Source organism: Cognatishimia sp. (assembly GCF_049116455.1).
Lineage (GTDB): Bacteria > Pseudomonadota > Alphaproteobacteria > Rhodobacterales > Rhodobacteraceae > Cognatishimia.
In genome coordinates this window covers 600,302-620,393 of sequence record NZ_JAGDYW010000001.1, presented here as the reverse complement: position 1 = coordinate 620,393, position 20,092 = coordinate 600,302, and the positions used below count along the sequence as shown (strand labels likewise).

Genomic DNA, 20,092 nt, shown 5'->3' with positions numbered 1-20,092 from the left:
TCTTTCTAGAAATGGAAAAGCCCCGCAAATGCGGGGCTTTTTTATTAGGAGTGTACCGTTTCTTACTCAGGCGCTTTGGTTTTGCGTAGGTAAGGGAAGATGGTTTCGAACTCACCAAACTTCGCCTTTGCATCTTCGTTGGAAACCGCAGGTGGGATAATCACATCCTCGCCCGGTACCCAGTTCGCTGGAGTCGCAACACCTTTGCCTGACATTTGCAGACCATCTAACGCGCGTAGAATTTCTGCAAAATTTCGGCCAACGGTCATCGGGTAGGTCATCGACAGTTTCAGCTGCTTGTCTGGCCCAATGATAAACACAGACCGAACAGTCGCGCTGTCAGCAGGCGTACGACCGTCTGGTAAATACGCTTCGGCAGGAAGCATATCAAAGAGTTTGGAAACCTTCAGTTCACCGTCAGCAATAATCGGGAACCCTGCAGGCGCATCGCCATAAGCCTCGATGTCTTTCTTCCAGCCTTTGTGTTCTTCAACACCATCGACGGAAACACCAATCACTTTAGTGCCGCGCGCAGCCCATTCATCTGACAGCTGAGCAACTGCTGAAAATTCCGTTGTGCAGACAGGAGTGAAGTCTTTGGGGTGTGAGAACAAAATGGCCCAGCTGTCGCCGATCCAATCGTGGAAGGAGATCTCTCCTTGGTCGGTCTCTGCGGTGAAATCTGGAACGACGTCGTTAATTCTAAGCCCCATGGTGGCCTCCCGTGAATTGGTTTCGCCTATAACCTGTGCTTGCTGAGCGCCGGGTGCAAGGGTCAATTCGAGATTTCAGCCGAGGATCTTAAAACGGTGCCTTTGCGCGGAAGCTGAGCCCTTTACCACTTTCAGGATGGTTGATGCGCAGCTCTTCGGAATGCAGCAACAGGCGCGGGTAAACATCCGTAGTTTCAGGCGCATACAAGGGATCCCCAAGAATGCGGTGCCCGATGGCCAACATATGGACGCGCAATTGATGGCTTCGGCCCGTTTTCGGAGATAGGCGCACGCGGGTCAATTCATCTGTTTGCTTAAGCACCCGCCAATCTGTGGCGGCAGGTTTCCCCGTCTCGTGACAGACTTTCTGCAACGGCCGATTGGGCCAATCTACGATCAGCGGGAAGTCAACGGTCCCAGTCTTTTCAGCAACCCTGCCTTCGACCAGCGCCACATATGTTTTTTTTGTCGTGCGTTTTTCAAATTGCATCGACAGGCTGCGCTGTGCATGCGCGTTTAGTGCAAAGACAATCACACCCGAAGTATCACGATCCAAACGATGCACCAAAAGCGCATCGGGAAAGACCGCCTGTACCCGCTTGATCAGACAATCTGCTAAATCTGGGCCCTTGCCCGGTACTGAAAGCAACCCACTGGGCTTATTCACAGCGATCACATGGCCATCCTCATGCAGGATATCCAAAGGGTCCATCGGCGGGTCATAAGGCGTGATCTGGCTCATAGGGTGGGGATAGCCTCCCCTGCGCCTAGGAACAAGATCACCGACGCCGCATTTGGCGTACCATGCTTATCGAATAGATCATCAAAGCCGTCCAAATCATGGGAAAGGCAATCATGCGGCTTTGATCAAGTTCTTCGTTGAACAAAAAGACCGCGATGATGAAGATCATGCTCGGTGCGATATATTGCAGGATACCGGCGGTCGACAGACGGATCAGCTTCGCGCCATTCGCATAGATCATCAAAGGAACGGCTGTGACAACTCCGGCCGCAAGCAAAATCCAAGTGTCGCGCGCATTTGCCAGGAAAACCCCTTCTCCTGACGTTCCAAGATACATCAGATACCCCGCAGCGGGCACTGACAGGATAAGAACCTCGAGCAAAAACCCTTGGTTTGGACCAATTGGCAGTGATTTCTTACAATATGCATAAAAACCCCAGCTGAGGGTCAATCCAAGCGGAATCCATGGCGGCGCAGGGGCGGCGATGAAGAGGACAAGGACGGCAGCTGCTGCAATCAAGATCGACACAACCTGCATCTTGGTTGGTCGCTCCCCGAGCAGCACTATGGCCAAGAACATCGAAAAAAGTGGATTGATATAATAGCCCAACGCTGCATCAGCCGCACGCTCGATCGAGATCGCATAAACATAGATGCCCCAATTCACAGAGATCAGCGCCGCCGTCACACATCCCATGGCCAACATGCGCGGGTTACGAACCGCCTCGCGCAAATCTTTGGTTCGGCGCAGAATCAGCAGCACCGCGCCTGCAACAGGAATAGACCAAATCACCCGGTGCGCTACGATCTCGACTGCTGGCACATGGGCAAGCAACTTCATGTAGAGCGGCAGAAAACCCCACAGCACATAGGCCGTGATGGCAAGCACAAGTCCGCGCGGTGTGTCTTGATCTTGTTGGGTCATCTTAAAAATCCAATCGTTTACACCTCTACCTAATCGCCAATGACCCAGTCCGTCATCAACCCGAATGATGATTTTTCGTGATACCTGCGACGGAAATCCGTGATGGCCCCGTTGAACACTTGAACATGCCATTGAACAATGACGGAGATACCCATGCGCCTTTTAACCATTCCTGCAATCTTCCTACTCGGCGGCCTTAGTCTAGCAACAGTTGCCACGTCGGAAACACTAGAGCGCGGTAAACGCCCGACCGATCAGATCGCGGCGGATTTGAATGTATCTGAGGAAGTATTTGTAGCTTGCTTCAGCGATGTTAGGCCTGATCGCAATCACAATCCGAGTGGGGCAAAACAGAAAGCCAATAAGGCAGTGCTTTTGCCATGTCTGCAGGCGGAAAATCCAGAGATTACCAACCGCCTGCTAGATGAGGTCATGGACCGCTACCGGCCCGAGGGGCCGATGCGGCGGTCTTGATCCTTACGCTTTCACGCGTTCGGATTTTGGATCGTACATTGGCTTCAGCGAGGCTTCGGCTTTTACACGTGTGCCCATAACGTCAATCTCGTAAGTCGAGGCCAAGACGTCGGCCGCTTTCTCACCAGCGGATGGGACATAACCCAGGCCAATGGATGCACCCAGATGGTGTCCATATGCACCAGAGGTCAGGTAGCCTACCACTTCACCATCCCGCAGGACTGGCTCGTTGTGATAGAGCAGTGGTTCGGACTCGGTGAGTTTGAACTGCAACAGGCGGTTCTGAGGGCCGGTTTCCTTTCGCTCCAGAACAGCTTCTCGGCCAATAAACTCTGGCTTGTCGGTTTTGACCGCAAAGCTCAGACCGGCGTCAACCACATGGTCTTCACAGGTGATATCGTGACCGAAGTGACGGTAGCCCTTTTCGATCCGAGCTGTGTCCATCATATGCATGCCACAAAGTTTCAGATCCAGATCCTGACCTGCTTCCCAGAGGGTTTCAAACGCGTGGCCGGCCATATCGGAGGACACATAGACCTCCCAGCCCAGCTCACCCACGTAGGTCACACGGTGGACTCGTGCCAGCCCCATGCCCAGTTCGATTTCCTGTGCGGTGCCGAATGGGTTCACGTCGTTCGAAAAGTCATTCGGGGAAACCATTTGCAACAGTTTGCGGGAGTTTGGCCCCATGACGGCCAGAACAGCTTCGCCAGCTGTGACGTCGGTGATGACCACGTTGAAGTCACGCTTATTGCGCATCATCCATGTCTGGTCGGCCTGACGGGTCGCCGCAGGTGTGACCACCAGATAAGCTGTTTCCGACAGGCGCGTGATGGTGACGTCAGCTTCGATACCGCCAGTGTGGTTCAAGAACTGAGTGTATACGATTTTGCCAACAGGCACATCGTATTGACCGCCACCTACGTAGTTCAAGAAGGCCGTTGCATCTGGGCCTTCAACGCGGATTTTACCGAAGGACGACATGTCGTACATGCCCACGTTTTCACGCAGCGCTTTGTGTTCGCGCCCTACGTTGTCAAAGAAATTCTGACGCTTCCAGCTGTATTCGTATTCCGCTTTCTGACCCGCATCCGCGATCCAGTTTGCACGTTCCCAACCAGAGAACTCGCCCATGACGGCACCGTTCTGCAGCAGTTCGTGATGCAGCGGTGACCGGCGCACACCGCGCGCGGTTTCCTTTTGCTTGAACGGGAAGTGGTCTTTGAACAGCAGACCCAAAGTCTCGCGAGAACGCTCTTCCAGATACTTGGTGTTGCCCTGGAATGGCTGCATCCGCGCGATATCAACGTCACCCAGATCAAATGGGCGCGCGCCGGTGTCCATCCACTCTGCTAGCGCCATACCTGCACCACCTGCGGATTGAATACCGATGGAGTTAAAGCCCGCTGCTACCCAGAAGTTGTCCATCTCTGGTGCAAGGCCGAGGTGGTAGGCGTCATCCGGTGTGAAGGATTCAGGGCCGTTAAAGAAGGTGTGAATACCCGCTTCTGCCAACAGAGGTAGGCGTTCAACCGCCATCTCAAGGATCGGCTCAAAGTGGTCGAAATCTTCTGGTAGCTGGTCAAATTCAAAGTCAGACGGGATGCCGTCGACGGCCCATGGCTTGGCTTCTGGTTCGAAGGCTCCCAGCAGCATCTTGCCCGCATCTTCTTTGTAGTATGCATATTCGTCAGGCACACGCAGGACAGGCAGCTGTGTCATACCTTCGATGTTTTCAGTCACGATGTAGAAGTGCTCGCAGGCTTGCAAAGGCACGTTCACACCGGCCATCTTGCCAACTTCACGACCCCACATACCGCCACAGTTCACAACCATGTCGCATTCGATAGTGCCGGATGCGGACCCGTCATCAGATTCCCACTCAACGCCAGTGACCTTGCGGCCATCTTTCACGAAGGCTGTGACTTTGGTGCGTTCTTTCACCAACGCACCGTTTTGCTTGGCACCTTTCGCCAATGCCAACGCGATGTTGGCTGGATCACCTTGGCCATCAAGCGGCAGGTAAACCGCGCCTTTGATGCCCTCAAGATTGATGTGCGGGTAAAGTTCTTTCACGCGTTCGTTTGAGATTTCTTCAACCTCAACACCGAAGGCGCGCGCCATGGCGGCCTGACGGTAGATCTCTTCTTTGCGCTCTTCTGTCAGAGCAACAGTGATCGACCCGTTGCGCTTAAAGCCAGTCGCAACACCTGTTTCTTCTTCCAATGTGCCGTACAGCTCTTGCGAGTATTTCGCGAGCTTTGTCATGTTTTTTGTGGCGCGCAACTGCGCAATCAAACCGGCCGCATGCCAGGTCGTGCCGGACGTCAGTTGTTTACGCTCAAGCAGAACCACATCGCTCCACCCTTTTTTAGCCAAGTGATAGGCTACCGAACACCCAATGACGCCGCCGCCGACAATGACAACACGTGCTTTTGCTGGAATATCGCTCATGACTCGTGATCCTTTGAATTCTTAGGTCATTGCTGACACGAGTCGGGAAAAAGAAATGTACTATTTCCGACTGAAATGACGGAAATTCCCCCAAGAATTCACAGTTTCTGAGAGCTACGACGCTGCTTGCGAAGAACCGCCGGTGTGATGCCGTAAAAGCTCTTATAAAGACCCGAAAATCCGTTACTAAACCCGCACGCTAGCCCGACGTCACGCACCGACATTGTGGTGTTCAGAAGTAGGTTGTTTGCCTTGGTCAGACGCAGCTCGCGATAGAAACGGTTTGGCGTCGTGTTCAGGTGTAGACGAAACTTGCGTTCCAAAGACCGGTTGGACAGGCTGAGGACTTTGACCAGCTCACCAATCGGCAGCGGGTCTTCGATATTGGCTTGCATGATCTCGATACACTGGTCGAGCTCACGATCCCCGGTCACGGTGCCCTTTGCGCCTGAGAAAGGTTGCGACGTTGAAAAGTCGCGGATTTTGTCGTGTAGCAGAATGTTCGCTACAGCCATTTTCGATGCAGGCGAAACATGTTGGCCAATCATCGCAAGGGTCACGTCGTAGGTGGTGCCCATGCCGGCGCAGGTCACAATGCCCCCGTCCCGAGCTGCGATGGCATGACCGGTTTCGATCATGCTGCCGCGCTCATGCATCAATTCGGTGTTTTCCCAATGGGTGGTGTGGGACACAATTTTATCACCACTGTCTTTGATGAAACGACTTGCGGCCTCAGCCAGCAAAAAGACCGTTGCTTGACGATTGGTGTAGCGATCAATCACCTTTTTCAACGCCAAAGCCGGGCAATCTGGGTCAGCATTGCCGATGACGAACAGGTAGTCCGCATCCGGGCGATCTTCGTAGGCTTCTGTTTGCACCGATGCAAAACTGCTAGAGTTTACCGGCCCGCCATTGGCGGATCGGTATTTCCATTCGAAAACAGGTAGGGCGCTCACGCGGTTTGCAAGGCGCAGTGTATCCACCACGCCCGCAAGTTCCGTTAGGACGAATCCATCTGCGACTACAACGTCGACGGCCGTGATATGCCCGACTCCGTTCATGCGCGTAGTCGCTCGTTTTCTGGATCCCACAGAGGTTGATCTGGCTGGACAACCGCTTTGCAGCGCTCGCCATAAATCTCAACTTCAAGCTCAGTACCCGGTTCTGTCAAGTCCGAACGTACCACACCCAGCGCGATGGATTTGTTCACGCGATAGCCAAAGTTACCAGATGTGGTCTCGCCAACAACTTCGCCGTCTTTCCAAACAGTGGACATGTAAGGCGCATCTGCGAATGGCGCTTCCACAACCAGAGTGACAAAACCCTTCTTAGAGCCTGTTTCTGCTTCAGCAGCCAGTATCGCCTTGCCAGGGAAGTCCTGCTCCTTGTTCAGGCGCACAAAGCGGCCCAGACCACCTTCGAACATGGTGTAGTCGGTGGACAGGTCGCCTTTCCAAGTGCGGTAGCCTTTTTCGATCCGCATGGAGTCGAGAGCAAACATACCGAACGGTGTCGCGCCTGCATCGCGGATCGCGGTGTAGACTTCTGCCGCGTTCTTGGTTGCAACGTGAACTTCCCAGCCGAGTTCGCCTACAAAGCTGACGCGTGCCAGCAGAGCATCGTGACCCGCTACTTTGCCAGTGTTCAGGCTCAGCCAGCCGGTGCTAAGGTCTGCATCAGTCAGGCCGGAAAGAACTTCGCGGGAGGTTGGGCCAGTCACCAGCATTGTGGTGAACTCTTTGGATACGTCAGTCAGCTCCAGACCGGATGGCAGGTTGTTGCGCAGCAGATCAAGATCGTGCCATTGCGCCACAGCCGCTGTCATCAGAGTGAAGTCATCATCGCCATGACGGATACATGACATCTCTGTCAGGATGCGACCACGGGTGTCGGAGAAGTACACTAGGTTCATGCGGCCAACTTTTGGCAGCGCGCCCGCAACGGTACGACGCAGCCATTCAGCAGCACCTTCGCCCTTCAATGTGTAGCGAGAGAAGCCACACATATCGATGACACCAGTCCCATCACGCACCGCTTCAACTTCTTCTTTCACACGTGCAGTCCAAGAGCCTTCACGTGCCCAAGTTTCTGTACCTTCTTCAGAAGTGTCGTCGCCGTCTTTTGCGAACCAGTTTGCACGCTCCCAACCGTTGTACGCACCCATTTGGCCGCCATCAGCAACCAGACGCTCGTGGTTCGGGGACAGTTTCTTGTCACGTGCCGCAGGCCATTCGTGATGCGGGTAGTGCATCGCGTATTCGTGGCCGTAAGTTTCCAAAGCCTTTTTGAGGCTGAAATCGGAATCCGCGTGGTCTGTGTAACGACGGCCATCAACCGCCCACATGTCCCACTCGGTCTCGCCGTGCATGATCCATTCTGCCATGGTTTTACCAGCGCCACCGCCTTGCGCGATACCGAAGGTGAAGCTGTGTGCTTCAAAGGCGTTTTTAACACCTGGCATTGGACCCATGACTGGCAGACCATCCGGTGCGTAAGGGATTGGGCCGTTGATCACGCGACCAACACCTTGAGTTCCCAGCAGAGGCACACGTGCCATTGCATCTTCGATATACCATTCCAAACGATCCAGATCGTCAGGGTAAAGCTGGAACGAGAAATCATGTGGCATTGGGTCGTCTTCGGTGATCCAGTGCGCTTTACAATTGCGCTCGTATGGACCGAGGTTCAGACCATAGTTGTCCTGACGCAGGTAGTATGAGGTGTCCACGTCGCGGATCATTGGCAAGTGGCCGCCACCGTTGGCAACAGTCCATTCTTTGATCTCTGGGATCTCTTCAGTGAGGAAGTACTGGTGAGACATCACTGTCAAAGGTACGTCGCGACCGCCAAATGGTTTGAACCACTCACCAACACGTGCCGCATAGTAACCAGCAGCGTTCATCACGATATCACAGCTGATGTCACCCTTTTCAGTGTGAACGATCCAGCCGTTGCCGTCTTGGCTTACGCCAGTCGCTGGGCAGAAACGCTGGATGCTTGCACCTAGGTCACGTGCGCCTTTGGCCATCGCTTGGGTCAGCTGAGCTGGGTCGATGTCGCCGTCCAGCGGATCCCACAGGGCGCCTTCCAGATCATGGGTTTCCATGAATGGGTAGTAGTCCTGGATCTGATGCGGCTCCAGCATATCCATTTGCAGGCCTTGGTAACGGCCCATGGAAGCTACGCGCTCAAATTCCTGCATCCGGGCTTTGGTATGCGCCAGACGGATCGCGCCAGTAACGTGGTAGTTGATTGGGTAATCAACATCGTCTGCCAAGGTGCGGTACATTTCCAGCGAGTAACGCTGCATGTTCATAACCGCCCAGGATCCCGCGAAGTTCGGGGTGTTACCTGCTGCGTGCCATGTCGAACCAGCAGTCAGCTCGTTCTTTTCGATCAGCACACAATCGGTCCAACCGGCTTTCGCCAGGTGGTAAAGCGTGGATACACCGACGACACCGCCGCCGATAATCACCACACGTGCGGTTTTTGGGAAATCAGCCATTATATTCTCTCATTCAGACTGAGGGACAGCGTCCCTGATTTCGTAGGTTTGAACTTTGCCAAAGAGGTCATCAACCTCGGAGGCAAAGAGGAAGTCCGCACACCAGCGTCATGAAGTCGGATGGAGTGCGTATGCGGGATTGGGGTCAAGCGCATGGGTTGACCTCAATAAACGGGCGGCGCGATGACCCAGATGGCCTCCGCCGGAACGTTGTACGGATTCTTCCAAAGATAGGATTCACCACGAATGCGAAAACTATCACCGGCACGAATGTGGAATTCTCGTTCACCAATGGTCAGGTGCAATTGGCCAGAAATCAGATATCCAACCTCTTGCGTGGGTCGAGAAATCCGCTCTTTCAGGCGCGAATACGGTTGAAAGGTGGAATGCACCATTTCAAAGTCGTCCGTCAGGTCGGGTGACAGCAATTCTTCTACCAGGCCTTCATCTTTCGATCCAATTGGGCGGCGCGATCCTTCGCGCACGACATATCCCAGCTCTTCGGCTGGCACATTGTTCTGGCCAAACAGCATCGACATTGGCACATCGACACATTTTGCAATGGATTGAAGGTCTGAAATCGAAGGCTCGGATTTGTCACGTTCGACTTGGCTAAGCCAACCGACTGAACGCCCTAGCTGATCCGCCATCTCTGCTAAGGTCATCCCACGCGCCTTGCGCAGCGCCCGCAGGTCTGCGCCAAGGGATTTCGCAAAAGAGGAGGGGCTTTGCAGCATGGGCCTACCGTCGTTGATGAAAAATTCGATCAGATTTTCATCGTGCGACAGATCTATGAAAATTCAAAGCCCTTTTTCACGTAAGGGCAAGTGGCTGCCTAAAATGGATTTTTTAGTGTCGTAAATGGAAGCTTGCAGCAGGTCTCAGATCGAGAGCTTCGCATTTTTGAACGTTTCAGATAGAATCAGCGAGAGGTTTTCAGCGTCACTTTTCGTAAATGCCGCGACCTGATCACTGTCGATATCAAAGACCCCCAAAAGGTCTCCTGCCGCATTTGAAACGGGAAGAACCAATTCAGATCTGGTCGAAGACGAGCAGGCAATGTGACCAATGAAGGCTTCGACATCATCCACCAGTTGAACCTCACGCGTCGCTGCGGCAGCCCCGCAAACACCGCGCGAAAATGGGATGACAAGACAGCCATGCCCACCTTGATATGGCCCAATTTTCAAAAGTTCAGGCGCCACAACACGGTAGAACCCGGTCCAGTCAAACCGCTCATCCGCATGATGCACTTCGCAAGCCACAGTCGCCATTAAAGATACGACATCGGTCTCACCTTCGGTCAAGGCACGGATCGTCTGAGAAAGCTCTGAGTAATTGACGGTCATAAGTTGCTCCTTTGGGGCCAAGCAGTCTTTTACGCGCTTCGCCCCGAAGGTCAATTTGAAGGATTGCCGCGCTTAAACGCGTTCAATTGCAATGGCCGTGCCTTCACCGCCACCGATGCAGATCGCAGCAATGCCACGTTTAAGACCACGTTTTTCCAACGCATTCAAAAGCGTCACCATGATCCGTGCACCCGAAGCTCCAATCGGGTGGCCCAATGCGCAAGCACCGCCGTTTACATTGACGATATCGCGGCTCAGCCCCATCTCGTGCATGAAGGCCATGGGCACCACGGCAAAAGCTTCGTTGATTTCCCAAAGATCGACGTCTTCTTTTGACCAGCCGATGCGATCCAACAATTTTTGCGCCGCGGGCACCGGAGCAGTTGTGAATAGGTTTGGTTCCTGTGCGTGCGACGCATGGCCGACAATCCGCGCACGGATGTTTAACCTTTTTTCCTGCGCTGCGTCTTCCGAGGCCAAAACCAAAGCCGCCGCACCATCAGAAATCGATGAGGAATTCGCTGCAGTTACCGTCCCATCTTTGCGAAAGGCAGGTTTAAGATTTGGGATTTTATCCGGACGCGCATTACCAGGCTGTTCATCCACCGATATTTCGACATCGCCTTTGCGGGTTTTCAATGTGACCGGCGTGATTTCACCATCAAATGCGCCAGACTTTTGTGCTTCAATCGCGTTTGACAGAGACTTCAGGGCATAGGCGTCTTGCGCTTCACGCGTAAACTGAAAGCTTTCCGCGCAATCTTCTGCGAAAGTGCCCATCAAACGCCCTTTGTCATAGGCATCTTCCAGACCATCAAGGAACATGTGATCCACGACTTGTTGATGCCCGATGCGCGCGCCATTGCGCATTTTCGGCAAGACATAGGGCGCATTGGTCATGCTTTCCATGCCGCCTGCGAGCATCACATCAGCGTGGCCCAAGGCAATCTGATCAAAGCTCATCATTGCTGCTTTCATGCCTGATCCGCACATCTTATTCAGCGTGGTCGCAGGTACTTCTTTACCTAAGCCACCTTCAAACCCTGCCTGGCGCGCAGGGGCCTGCCCCTGCCCCGCCGGCAAGACACACCCCATCAAGACCTCGTCCACAGTATCAGCCTTTGCGTCAGCCAAAGCCCCCTGGATTGCCGCACCGCCAAGCTTGGCTGCTGGCACGCCATCAAATTCACCTTGGAAGCCCGCCATCGGAGTACGCGCAGCCCCTGCAATAACAACAGTTTTCATCAAATCCTCCATATTTCCGTGTCCACCTGACGGAAAATCCTGAATTGCCAACGCCTTGAGGCGCTTTCCCCTGATTTACGCAACGGATCGGGCTTTGGATACCACCCCGTAAAACTACGCTACGTCGCTTAGAAATTGGTAACGATTTGCGAATATCCTGCAAATCCAGACAATTAGAAGGATGCGGTTATGGAACTGCATAAGGAATTACGCTGCGGCACACTTATCGTCTCGGTGCAGGCTGATCGCATTGATGCGGCTGTCGCTTTGCAATTTAAGGACGCGATGCGGCAAGCCACAGATCATGGACTTGATCGCATTGTGCTTGATTTGCAGCGCGTTGATTTTGTGGATTCCAGTGGCCTAGGCGCAATTGTTGGGTCGATGAAGCAGTTACCCGATGGAAAATCTCTGGAGCTCGTGGCGCTTACGCCGACGGTTTCTAAGGTCTTTCAATTGACACGTTTGGATACGATTTTTGCAATTCACAAAACGCTAAGCGATGCATTTGCGGAGGAAGAAGTGTGAATGCAACAACATACACTGCCCACCCTGTGAAATCCGCTCGGATCCATTTCCGCAGCGCTGTCGGCGCCACGCTGTACGATGTGCGCGACGCCCTCCAATATATTAAATACCGCTTAGTTGAGGCGCAGCTTGCAGCTATCAATGTTTCTTCAGCTGAAATCGTGATTGCCGAAGTTCTGAACAATGTTGTGAAACATGCGCAAGCAGATATGTCGGATGGCTGGTTTGATATCCAATGTGTTGAAACTTCAACCGCCCTGCATGTCATGTGCAAAGACAACGGCTGCGCAATGCCCGGAAACACCCCGCCAGCGGGTATTATGCCGCCAGTTGGACCAAGGGTCTCTGACCTCCCCGAAGGAGGATGGGGGTGGTCGCTTGTGCGCAGCTTAACTCAAAACTTAAGGTATTTACGCGTTGAAGAAACCAATATGGTCAGCTTCAAAATCCCATATACCGTACCAGAAACTACGCATTGATCTTTAATTGTTCTCCGATACCATCCCCACAATTATGGGGGGTAAATTGCGCGATTTTCACAAACCAGGCCGGTCAGCTGTATTTGCGCAAAATGGAATGTGCGCAACGTCTCATCCAATTGCGGCACAGGTTGCAATCGACACTCTGAAACGTGACGGCAATGCAATGGATGCCGCCATTGCTGGCGCTGTGGTGCTTGGAATTTGTGAACCTCAAATGACGGGTCTTGGCGGAGACTGCTTTGCGCTGATTTCGCCTGCCAGAAATAACGACGTGGTTGCGGTGAATGGCAGCGGGTCTGCTCCCGCGGCAGCGGCGGCTTCTGCGCTCCGAGACCAAGGATGTGCCGCCGTACCTGAACGCGCACCCGAAGCAGTTACAATCCCTGCAGCGGTCGACGCTTTTTGCAAAATGTCAGATAAGTGGGGGAGGCTTGGCCTGGATGCTGTGCTTGCGCCAGCAATCCACTATGCGGATGAAGGCGTGCCAGTTGCTCCGCGTGTTGCCTTTGATTGGCTACAGGGCGCCAAAAACTTAAACCGTGCAGGCCAGCGCTATTTTCTAAATCAAAACGCCGTTCCAAAGGTAGGAGCACTCTTTCGAGCGCCGCAACAAGCGGAAGTGCTGCGCCGCATCGCCAAATCGGGGCGCGCTGCGTTTTATGAAGGAGAAGTCGCGCAGGACATGGTTGATAGCCTACGCAATTTAGGCGGCGTTCACACGATGGACGATTTCAAGGACATTTGCGCCTTTGAAACCGATCCGATTCAGGGCTCATACAAAGGCCATGATTTGTTAGAGCATCCCCCCAATGGCCAAGGTGCGACGGCAAACTTATTGCTAAATATCCTCTCGCATTTTGATTTGGCGTCTCTGGATCCGTTTGGAACCAAACGCACACATATCGAGGCCGAAGCAACAAAACTGGCTTATGATACCCGCAATCGGTTCCTCTCTGATACCAACCATATGGATCGTCTGGACCATATGTTGTCGCCCGAGACTGCCAAAAAACTAGCGGGACTAATTGATCTGAAACTGGCGATGCCGTCTGCGACCACAATTTCAGAAGCCGTCCACAAGGACACGGTATATATCACCGTCGTGGATCGGGATCGGATGGCGGTGTCCTTGATTTATTCGATCTTTCATACCTTCGGATCAGGTATCGCCAGTGATAAATTTGGTATTCTATTCCACAATCGCGGTGCGGGATTCACTTTGGAAAAAGGTCATCCAAACGAATATTCGGCGGGCAAACGCCCAATGCACACCATCATCCCGGGCATGCTGGCGCGCAACGGCAAGCCAATCATGCCGTTCGGCGTTATGGGCGGGCAATATCAGTCAACGGGTCATGCGCGTCTTCTGACAAATATGCTGGATTACGGCATGGACCTGCAAACTGCGATCGATGCACCAAGGGCCTTTGCAACCGATGGAACGCTGCAGCTTGAAAATACTTTCAATGCAAAAGTTATCCAAAAGTTAGAACAGCTTGGGCACAAAATTTCAGCGCCACCTACGGCAATCGGCGGAGCACAAGCAATCTATATGCATGCTTCAGGCGTGTTAGAAGGCGGATCGGATCCACGCAAGGACGGTTGCGCGTTGGGGTATTAACCCCCCGTCTCGCTCAATTCATATTGAAATGCAGAGGGTATTGGCCATCTTCGAATGGACCAAACAAATCACTAATATCTGGGTGATCTACGGGTTCGCCCGAATAATCGGCCACAAGGTTTTGCTCTGACACATACGCCACGTAGTAGCTTTGATCGTTTTCGGCCAAAAGATGGTAAAACGGTTGCTCCTTGCGGGGCCGGCTATCCTCAGGAATCGCATCGTACCAATCTTCGGTATTTGAAAATTCTGGGTCGACATCAAAAACCACTCCGCGAAACGGATGTTTGCGGTGACGGACCACTTGGCCAAGATGATATTTCGCGTATGCCGTATTCATAAGTCGAAGCCCCTACCGGTCCAGACTATCGCTTTCAAGGACATTTTGTCCATTTGAGGCAGGCCAATTTCATGGAAACAGTCTGTGAACCAACTAGATTTCTAGGAATTTGCAAATTCCGGCAGAGCACCGCCGATTTCGAGCACAACCTGCGCGAATGTGATTTCAAAAATACGTAAAAACGCGTATGATTGTGGAAAATAAAGAAACATAGCGAGAGGCCCATGAGCAGACACTTTCGCGCCCTTATTGTCCTTGTCCTGGTTGCCGCGTGCAGCAGCGGGAACAATTCGGCGCCCCGAAACTTGAACGACGCCTGTTCGATTTTAAACCAACGCCCGAAATACGCGCGCGCCTTTAAGGCAACCGAGCGTCGCTGGGGTGTGCCTGCCCATGTGCAGATGGCGACGATTTATCAAGAAAGCAAATTCAAAGCGCGCGCGCGCACCCCACATCGCTATGTGCTGGGCGTTCTGCCGATGGGCAGACAAAGTTCGGCTTACGGCTATGCTCAAGCGCTGGATGGCACGTGGGATGGATATAAACGCGCGACAGGCCGACATGGTGCTGACCGCGATAATATCTTTGACGCGACCGATTTCATGGGATGGTACATGAACCAGACCCGCGAAAAGAACGGTATTTCGTTGCGCGATGCACGCAACCAATACCTTGCCTATCACGAAGGCCATACTGGCTATGCGCGGGGCAGCTACAAAAGCAAAAGCTGGCTGTTGCGTGTCTCGAACGAAGTGGCCGCACGCGCTGACACCTATCAAGGCCAACTGGCCAATTGCCGTCGCTATCGCTGATTTAAGAAGGGGCCTTAATGGCCCCTTTTTCCTGATCTCTTAATCATCATCTCGTTCAGGCGCGACGATATTGGTCATACGGGTGATATTGAAAAGTTTGTTTTCCAGCTTCACGCTATGATCCAAATCACCAAGCACAACAGTTGTTTCAGATCCTGATCCATCCTGAATGACCCATTGGCTCAATCGAACCGGGTTGTCGGCAAAGTGCATTTCAATTGCACCGCGGTCCGGGTTCTTTGGATCCAATGCGCGCACGGTCGTGACTTCACCGTCGTAAGAATGGCCCACGACCATATCGCGATTTTTCAAGTTCACATTGCGTTCAAGGATAACCCACAGAGGTGTTTTGCGCAGCGGATAGTTTTCTGGCGGCTCATTGGATTTCAGATCAAAGATCGCGATTTGGCCGCCACCAGCCATGACCAACGCAGCCTCAGGCGGATCGTATTCAAAGCGCGCGCGGCCAGGACGCTTGATCATCAAGGTCCCGGTGGAAATCGAGTTATCCTCGTTGATCTGCGTAAAGCTGGTTTGGGCCGCGCCAATCCTTTGCAGATACGCGGAAATTTCATCAAGCGTCAGCTTGTCAGCTGAGGCCGAGCCCGCCATCGCAAGCCCAAGGCCCGAGGCGATCAGAAAGCTTAAGTGTTTCATGCGCTTAATGTAGGCACGAAAAAAGGGCGGTGCTAGCCCGCCCTTCATCAGGAATCTGTGTTTCGGTGAAAACTCGCCGGTTCCCGCCCGGTTATTGTTCCGGAATCAAAATCTCGCGCTTCCCGACGTGGTTGGCAGAGGACACAACGCCTTCGTCTTCCATCTGTTCTACCAGTTTAGCGGCCTTGTTATATCCGATCGAAAGTTTGCGCTGAATATAGGACGTTGAGCACTTGCGATCCTTAGCCACAATCGCAACGGCCTGATCATACAGCGCATCCTCGCCGTTGGTATTACCACCCAGACCAAGCACCGCGTCAATATTGCCTGCTTTCTCATCCGCAGGGCCATCTACAACACCACCTACATACTCTGGCTCGCCAAAGGACTTAAGATGGTTCACGATTTCTTCGACTTCTTCATCGCTCACAAAAGGACCGTGACAACGCGTAATCTTGGCGCCGCCCGCCATGTACAACATGTCCCCCATGCCCAGAAGCTGCTCTGCACCCATTTCACCTAGGATGGTGCGGCTGTCGACTTTCGAGGTCACTTGGAAGGAAATCCGAGTGGGGAAGTTCGCCTTAATGGTACCGGTGATCACGTCTACAGACGGACGTTGTGTAGCCATGATGATGTGAATGCCAGAGGCACGCGCCATTTGCGCAAGGCGCTGAATGCAGGCTTCGATCTCTTTGCCCGCCACCATCATCAGGTCAGCCATCTCGTCAACAACCACGACGATATATGGCATTTTCTCTGGGATGATCTCTTCTGTTTCAAAGACTGGTTCGCCAGTCTCATCATCAAATCCAGTTTGAACCGTCCGGCTGAATGTCTCACCCTTGGCAAGCGCATCTGCAACGCGGCTGTTGTAGCCGTCAATGTTCCGCACACCCATTTTGGACATTTTGCGGTAACGATCTTCCATCTCGCCGACCGTCCACTTCAGGGCCACAACCGCCTTTTTAGGGTCGGTAACAACCGGAGACAGTAGGTGCGGAATGCCGTCATACACCGACAGTTCCAGCATCTTAGGGTCGATCATGATCATGCGGCAATCTTCTGGCGTCAGCTTATAAAGCAACGACAGGATCATCGTGTTGATCGCTACGGATTTACCGGAACCGGTTGTACCGGCAATCAACAAGTGAGGCATCTTGGCGAGGTTCGCGACAATCGGATCACCGCCAATGTCCTTACCCAAGGCCAGTGGCAATTTGCGGTTCGAGGACTCATATTCACGCGAAGACAGGATCTCGCGAAAGGCCACCATTTCGCGTTTGTCATTTGGCAATTCGATACCAATGACTGATCGACCCGGAACGGTCGACACACGTGCAGACAAAGCACTCATGGAGCGCGCGATATCATCGGATAGACCAATCACCCGGCTCGCTTTCAAACCCGGCGCTGGTTCCAGTTCATACATGGTGACAACCGGACCCGGACGCACTGAAACGATCTCGCCTTTGACGCCATAGTCATCCAGCACAGCTTCAAGCATACGCGCGTTTTCTTCTAGCGCTTCATCGCTCAATACATGGCGTTCAATGGTTTCTGAGCTGGCAAGCAAATTCAGTGGCGGAAGTTCAAATTGAGCTGCGTTTTCGTCAAAAGCCAACTGTGGCTGTGCCTCGGCTTTGGCACGGGCGGATTGCTGAACAGGCTTACGAACCGGGTTCTGCACAACTTTTTTCGGTTCAGGCGTTGGGATCTGCTGCGCAACAGGTGCCTGCGGAACTGTGCGTTGAATTGGCACAACGGGTGCCTGAACGGGCTCAACATCAGCTTCAACATAGGGCGCGAAGATTTCTTCAGGGTGCGGCGCAACGATGTCCGCGTGGGTGTTCACCGCAGGCGCCGTCAATGGTGGTTCAGCACGCATTCCAGTGTCAGCACCCGGCTGTAGAACCAGGGGATCAGGGCCGCGACCCATGCCTTTGGTAACCGGTGCAAGATCAGGCGCATAGGTTGGTTTATTGCTGCGAATACGGTTTTTAATAACATCGTTGATCTTCGCCTTGATCCGGTCATCGCCCGGTTCTTCGCTCACATGCGCAACCGGTTCTTGTTCGACCAATTCAGGCTCAGGCATTGGGTCTGGGCGTTTGATCAAGCTTGGCACACGCGCCAAAAGCGATGGGCGTTGTGGCTCTTCTGGTTCCGGCGCTGCTTCAATCAGCGGTTCTTCATAGATTGGATCTTTAGCCACTTGATCCGCCCACGCGTCTTGCATCGCGGCTTCTTGGGCTTTGCGTTCATTGCGACGTTCTTGCATGGCTTGCGCAGCACTGACCGCACCCGTCGCACCACGCCCCATCAAGTTCATAAGGTTGGCGTAGGTAACAATGATACCAATCATCAGGAAACGGCCAACCCAATTCAACTCGGAACGGGTGAAACCCATCACAAAGAGCATCAAGGCAAGCACGCCCAAACCCATCAGGAAAGACATGATTTTCAAGCCAATCGAGGCCCCAACCGGGAGGATCGTCAGCAATGCACCTAATACCGTATCACCGAACAGGCCACCCAAACCAAAGGAATGGGTCCAGCTATCGTTGGGTACCAAAGTTGCCGCATAAACAGAGCACAGCGCCAGTACGATGGGCGCAAAAACAGCCCGGCCAACGGCGCGTTCTTCGCCACGGTGTAGCGCGAACCGAAGGCCCCAAGCCAATGCAACCAACGCAACTCCCCAGCTGCCCCAGCCGATGATCATAAACAAAGGTGCAGAAATCGACGCGCCCAAACGGCCCATCCAGTTTTGAACGGGGGCGTCCGTGGCTGACATCCAATTTGGATCATCCGGTGTGTACGATCCAATCATCGCCGCAGCCATCAACCCGACGAGGATCAGGCAAATGCCGATCAACTCTTTGCCGCGTTTTTCCAGAATGGCTTGCGTATTGCTGTCGAGCAGCGGGTCGCGTCCACGTGCCTGATATGCCATCGTTACACCTCGTACTTATTGGTAAAGGCAGTCACGCAGAGTGATCAGCGCCGCCTTTACGTCGTTTTTTGGAGCCACAAGAGCGACCCGAATATATGGTTTTCCGGGGTTCTCCCCGTTTACATCGCGACTAAGGTACGCACCTGGCAGCACGCGCACGCCCGTCTCTTTCCAGAGCTTTAGAGCCGCGGTCTCCCCGTCTTCTACAGGGAGCCATAAAAAGAAGCCGGCCTGAGGTTTCATATACCCAGGGATGTCGGCGAAAATCTCGTCAGCAATGTCGAACTTTTCCGCATAAAGGCGGCGGTTTTCTTCGACATGAACCTCGTCTGCCCAAACCTTTTCTGATGCGCGCTGCAGCGGCAGCGGAATGGGTGCACCGGCATAGGCGCGCAAACGTTTTATATGTTTCAGCGTTTCAGGACCGCCTGCGACAAAACCAGAGCGCAAGCCCGGCAGGTTGCTGCGTTTGCTAAGACTGTGGAAGATCACAACACGTTCCGGATCAGCACCAAGCTCTTGCGCAACCTGTAAAGCCCCGTGTGGTTTTTCTTCCCGGTAAATTTCGGAATAGCATTCATCCGCGAAGACTTTGAAATCATGTTTCTCAGCCAGCATGATCAGCTTTGCGAGGTAGTCACGTGATGCAATCGCACCTTGTGGATTGGACGGCGAGCACACATAGGCGATCGCCACACGCTTCAGCACATCCTCAGGCAATTGCGTGTAATCGGGCATGAAGCCGTTATCAGCAGTTGCCGCGCAGAAACGCGGTTCGGCATTCACCGAAATCGCGCCAATCATATAAACTTGGTAAAATGGGTTCGGCACCAGAATCACAGGCTTTTCGCCGTTTTTGGTTTCCGGGCACAGCGCCATCGAAGCATTGTAGAGCCCCTCACGCGTACCATTTAACGCCATCACCTGTATCGCTGGATCTATCTGCACTTCAAATCGACGATTAATCCAATCGGCAATCGACTGCTGCAGTTCGGGTGTTCCGTCGTTCGCTGGGTATTTATTAAATTCAGCGGCATTTTCGGTGATCACCTCTGTAACCCACGCTGGAAAGGCGTGTTTCGGCTCCCCAATGGTCATATGGACCACTGGACCGCCTGGTTCATGAGAATCCAGAAGGCTCCGCAGGCGCGGAAACGCATAAGCCGGAAGGTTCGAAAACCGCTCGGGAAACATCTAAAACTGCCTCAGTTGTCGGGATCATTCACGCCCCGTTTGGGGATAAGTTACCCAAACAAGCGAGTTTCGTCCAGAAAAACCGTGACGATTCC

At 53.2% G+C, this 20,092-nt stretch carries 18 protein-coding genes; 5 read left to right on the top strand and 13 right to left on the bottom strand.

Annotated features, from left to right (window positions below):
- Positions 1 to 62 precede the first annotated feature (62 nt).
- From JXQ85_RS03015 to rarD, 3 genes are all read right to left on the bottom strand, one after another.
- Positions 63 to 713 carry a peroxiredoxin gene (locus tag JXQ85_RS03015; RefSeq protein ID WP_421747367.1) on the bottom strand — a complete coding sequence of 217 codons (651 nt, stop codon included), beginning with the start codon at positions 711 to 713 and terminating at the stop codon, positions 63 to 65.
- Positions 714 to 801: 88 nt separating this feature from the next.
- Positions 802 to 1,455, bottom strand: a complete 654-nt coding sequence (locus JXQ85_RS03010) for an RluA family pseudouridine synthase (protein WP_421747366.1) — start codon at positions 1,453 to 1,455, stop codon at positions 802 to 804.
- A 37-nt stretch (positions 1,456 to 1,492) separates the two neighbouring features.
- Complete coding sequence (gene rarD / locus JXQ85_RS03005) at positions 1,493 to 2,380, bottom strand: EamA family transporter RarD (RefSeq protein WP_421747365.1); 888 nt, start codon at positions 2,378 to 2,380, stop codon at positions 1,493 to 1,495.
- A gap of 153 nt (positions 2,381 to 2,533) precedes the next feature.
- Here rarD and JXQ85_RS03000 point away from each other — a divergent pair, with 153 nt between their 5' ends.
- The gene (locus JXQ85_RS03000) at positions 2,534 to 2,854 is read left to right on the top strand and encodes a hypothetical protein (protein ID WP_421747364.1); all 321 of its coding nucleotides are present in this window, start codon (positions 2,534 to 2,536) and stop codon (positions 2,852 to 2,854) included.
- Between the two features lie 3 nt (positions 2,855 to 2,857).
- On the opposite strand, the gene JXQ85_RS02995 is transcribed toward JXQ85_RS03000, so the two are convergent.
- From JXQ85_RS02995 to JXQ85_RS02970, 6 genes are all read right to left on the bottom strand, one after another.
- On the bottom strand, positions 2,858 to 5,308 hold the full coding sequence (locus JXQ85_RS02995; RefSeq protein ID WP_421747363.1) for a GcvT family protein: 2,451 nt from the start codon (positions 5,306 to 5,308) through the stop codon (positions 2,858 to 2,860).
- 98 nt (positions 5,309 to 5,406) lie between these two features.
- Complete coding sequence (locus JXQ85_RS02990; RefSeq protein ID WP_421747362.1) at positions 5,407 to 6,369, bottom strand: GlxA family transcriptional regulator; 963 nt, start codon at positions 6,367 to 6,369, stop codon at positions 5,407 to 5,409.
- A complete protein-coding gene (locus tag JXQ85_RS02985; protein ID WP_421747361.1) occupies positions 6,366 to 8,813 on the bottom strand; it encodes a GcvT family protein in 2,448 nt (815 codons plus the stop codon). The genes JXQ85_RS02990 and JXQ85_RS02985 overlap by 4 nt, the downstream gene beginning before the upstream one ends.
- Before the next feature lie 164 nt (positions 8,814 to 8,977).
- A complete protein-coding gene (locus tag JXQ85_RS02980) occupies positions 8,978 to 9,550 on the bottom strand; it encodes a helix-turn-helix domain-containing protein (protein WP_421747360.1) in 573 nt (190 codons plus the stop codon).
- A 144-nt stretch (positions 9,551 to 9,694) separates the two neighbouring features.
- A complete protein-coding gene (locus tag JXQ85_RS02975; RefSeq protein WP_421747359.1) occupies positions 9,695 to 10,162 on the bottom strand; it encodes a GAF domain-containing protein in 468 nt (155 codons plus the stop codon).
- 72 nt (positions 10,163 to 10,234) lie between these two features.
- Positions 10,235 to 11,407, bottom strand: coding sequence for a thiolase family protein (locus tag JXQ85_RS02970; protein WP_421747358.1), 1,173 nt, complete (start codon positions 11,405 to 11,407; stop codon positions 10,235 to 10,237).
- Between the two features lie 189 nt (positions 11,408 to 11,596).
- On the opposite strand from JXQ85_RS02970, the gene JXQ85_RS02965 reads away from it, so the two are divergent.
- From JXQ85_RS02965 to ggt, 3 genes are read left to right on the top strand one after another with little or no spacing between them, the layout of a single operon-like run.
- On the top strand, positions 11,597 to 11,935 hold the full coding sequence (locus JXQ85_RS02965; protein WP_421747357.1) for an STAS domain-containing protein: 339 nt from the start codon (positions 11,597 to 11,599) through the stop codon (positions 11,933 to 11,935).
- Positions 11,932 to 12,414, top strand: coding sequence for an ATP-binding protein (locus tag JXQ85_RS02960; RefSeq protein WP_421747356.1), 483 nt, complete (start codon positions 11,932 to 11,934; stop codon positions 12,412 to 12,414). The genes JXQ85_RS02965 and JXQ85_RS02960 overlap by 4 nt, the downstream gene beginning before the upstream one ends.
- 46 nt (positions 12,415 to 12,460) lie before the next feature.
- Positions 12,461 to 14,038, top strand: coding sequence for a gamma-glutamyltransferase (ggt, locus tag JXQ85_RS02955; protein ID WP_421747355.1), 1,578 nt, complete (start codon positions 12,461 to 12,463; stop codon positions 14,036 to 14,038).
- Positions 14,039 to 14,051: 13 nt separating this feature from the next.
- Here ggt and hspQ read toward each other — a convergent pair whose 3' ends face one another.
- A complete protein-coding gene (hspQ, locus tag JXQ85_RS02950) occupies positions 14,052 to 14,378 on the bottom strand; it encodes a heat shock protein HspQ (protein WP_421747354.1) in 327 nt (108 codons plus the stop codon).
- 224 nt (positions 14,379 to 14,602) lie between these two features.
- Here hspQ and JXQ85_RS02945 point away from each other — a divergent pair, with 224 nt between their 5' ends.
- Positions 14,603 to 15,190: a lytic transglycosylase gene (locus JXQ85_RS02945; protein ID WP_421747353.1), complete on the top strand. Its 588-nt coding sequence runs from the start codon at positions 14,603 to 14,605 to the stop codon at positions 15,188 to 15,190.
- Positions 15,191 to 15,229: 39 nt separating this feature from the next.
- Here JXQ85_RS02945 and JXQ85_RS02940 read toward each other — a convergent pair whose 3' ends face one another.
- The 3 genes from JXQ85_RS02940 to JXQ85_RS02930 all read right to left on the bottom strand — a co-directional run bounded on the left by JXQ85_RS02940 (position 15,230) and on the right by JXQ85_RS02930 (position 19,997).
- Positions 15,230 to 15,847, bottom strand: coding sequence for a LolA family protein (locus JXQ85_RS02940; RefSeq protein WP_421747352.1), 618 nt, complete (start codon positions 15,845 to 15,847; stop codon positions 15,230 to 15,232).
- Between the two features lie 91 nt (positions 15,848 to 15,938).
- Positions 15,939 to 18,803, bottom strand: a complete 2,865-nt coding sequence (locus JXQ85_RS02935; protein ID WP_421747351.1) for a DNA translocase FtsK 4TM domain-containing protein — start codon at positions 18,801 to 18,803, stop codon at positions 15,939 to 15,941.
- 15 nt (positions 18,804 to 18,818) lie between these two features.
- Positions 18,819 to 19,997: an aminotransferase class I/II-fold pyridoxal phosphate-dependent enzyme gene (locus tag JXQ85_RS02930; RefSeq protein WP_421747350.1), complete on the bottom strand. Its 1,179-nt coding sequence runs from the start codon at positions 19,995 to 19,997 to the stop codon at positions 18,819 to 18,821.
- Positions 19,998 to 20,092: the final 95 nt, after the last annotated feature.

What these genes read in the sequence shown, in the direction of transcription:
- JXQ85_RS03015 (WP_421747367.1), bottom strand. Translation starts at nt 713, where the DNA reads ATGGGGCTTAGAATTAACGACGTCGTTCCAGATTTCACCGCAGAGACC.
- JXQ85_RS03010 (WP_421747366.1), bottom strand. Translation starts at nt 1,455, where the DNA reads ATGAGCCAGATCACGCCTTATGACCCGCCGATGGACCCTTTGGATATC.
- rarD (WP_421747365.1), bottom strand. Translation starts at nt 2,380, where the DNA reads ATGACCCAACAAGATCAAGACACACCGCGCGGACTTGTGCTTGCCATC.
- JXQ85_RS03000 (WP_421747364.1), top strand. Translation starts at nt 2,534, where the DNA reads ATGCGCCTTTTAACCATTCCTGCAATCTTCCTACTCGGCGGCCTTAGT.
- JXQ85_RS02995 (WP_421747363.1), bottom strand. Translation starts at nt 5,308, where the DNA reads ATGAGCGATATTCCAGCAAAAGCACGTGTTGTCATTGTCGGCGGCGGC.
- JXQ85_RS02990 (WP_421747362.1), bottom strand. Translation starts at nt 6,369, where the DNA reads ATGAACGGAGTCGGGCATATCACGGCCGTCGACGTTGTAGTCGCAGAT.
- JXQ85_RS02985 (WP_421747361.1), bottom strand. Translation starts at nt 8,813, where the DNA reads ATGGCTGATTTCCCAAAAACCGCACGTGTGGTGATTATCGGCGGCGGT.
- JXQ85_RS02980 (WP_421747360.1), bottom strand. Translation starts at nt 9,550, where the DNA reads ATGCTGCAAAGCCCCTCCTCTTTTGCGAAATCCCTTGGCGCAGACCTG.
- JXQ85_RS02975 (WP_421747359.1), bottom strand. Translation starts at nt 10,162, where the DNA reads ATGACCGTCAATTACTCAGAGCTTTCTCAGACGATCCGTGCCTTGACC.
- JXQ85_RS02970 (WP_421747358.1), bottom strand. Translation starts at nt 11,407, where the DNA reads ATGAAAACTGTTGTTATTGCAGGGGCTGCGCGTACTCCGATGGCGGGC.
- JXQ85_RS02965 (WP_421747357.1), top strand. Translation starts at nt 11,597, where the DNA reads ATGGAACTGCATAAGGAATTACGCTGCGGCACACTTATCGTCTCGGTG.
- hspQ (WP_421747354.1), bottom strand. Translation starts at nt 14,378, where the DNA reads ATGAATACGGCATACGCGAAATATCATCTTGGCCAAGTGGTCCGTCAC.
- JXQ85_RS02945 (WP_421747353.1), top strand. Translation starts at nt 14,603, where the DNA reads ATGAGCAGACACTTTCGCGCCCTTATTGTCCTTGTCCTGGTTGCCGCG.
- JXQ85_RS02940 (WP_421747352.1), bottom strand. Translation starts at nt 15,847, where the DNA reads ATGAAACACTTAAGCTTTCTGATCGCCTCGGGCCTTGGGCTTGCGATG.
- JXQ85_RS02935 (WP_421747351.1), bottom strand. Translation starts at nt 18,803, where the DNA reads ATGGCATATCAGGCACGTGGACGCGACCCGCTGCTCGACAGCAATACG.
- JXQ85_RS02930 (WP_421747350.1), bottom strand. Translation starts at nt 19,997, where the DNA reads ATGTTTCCCGAGCGGTTTTCGAACCTTCCGGCTTATGCGTTTCCGCGC.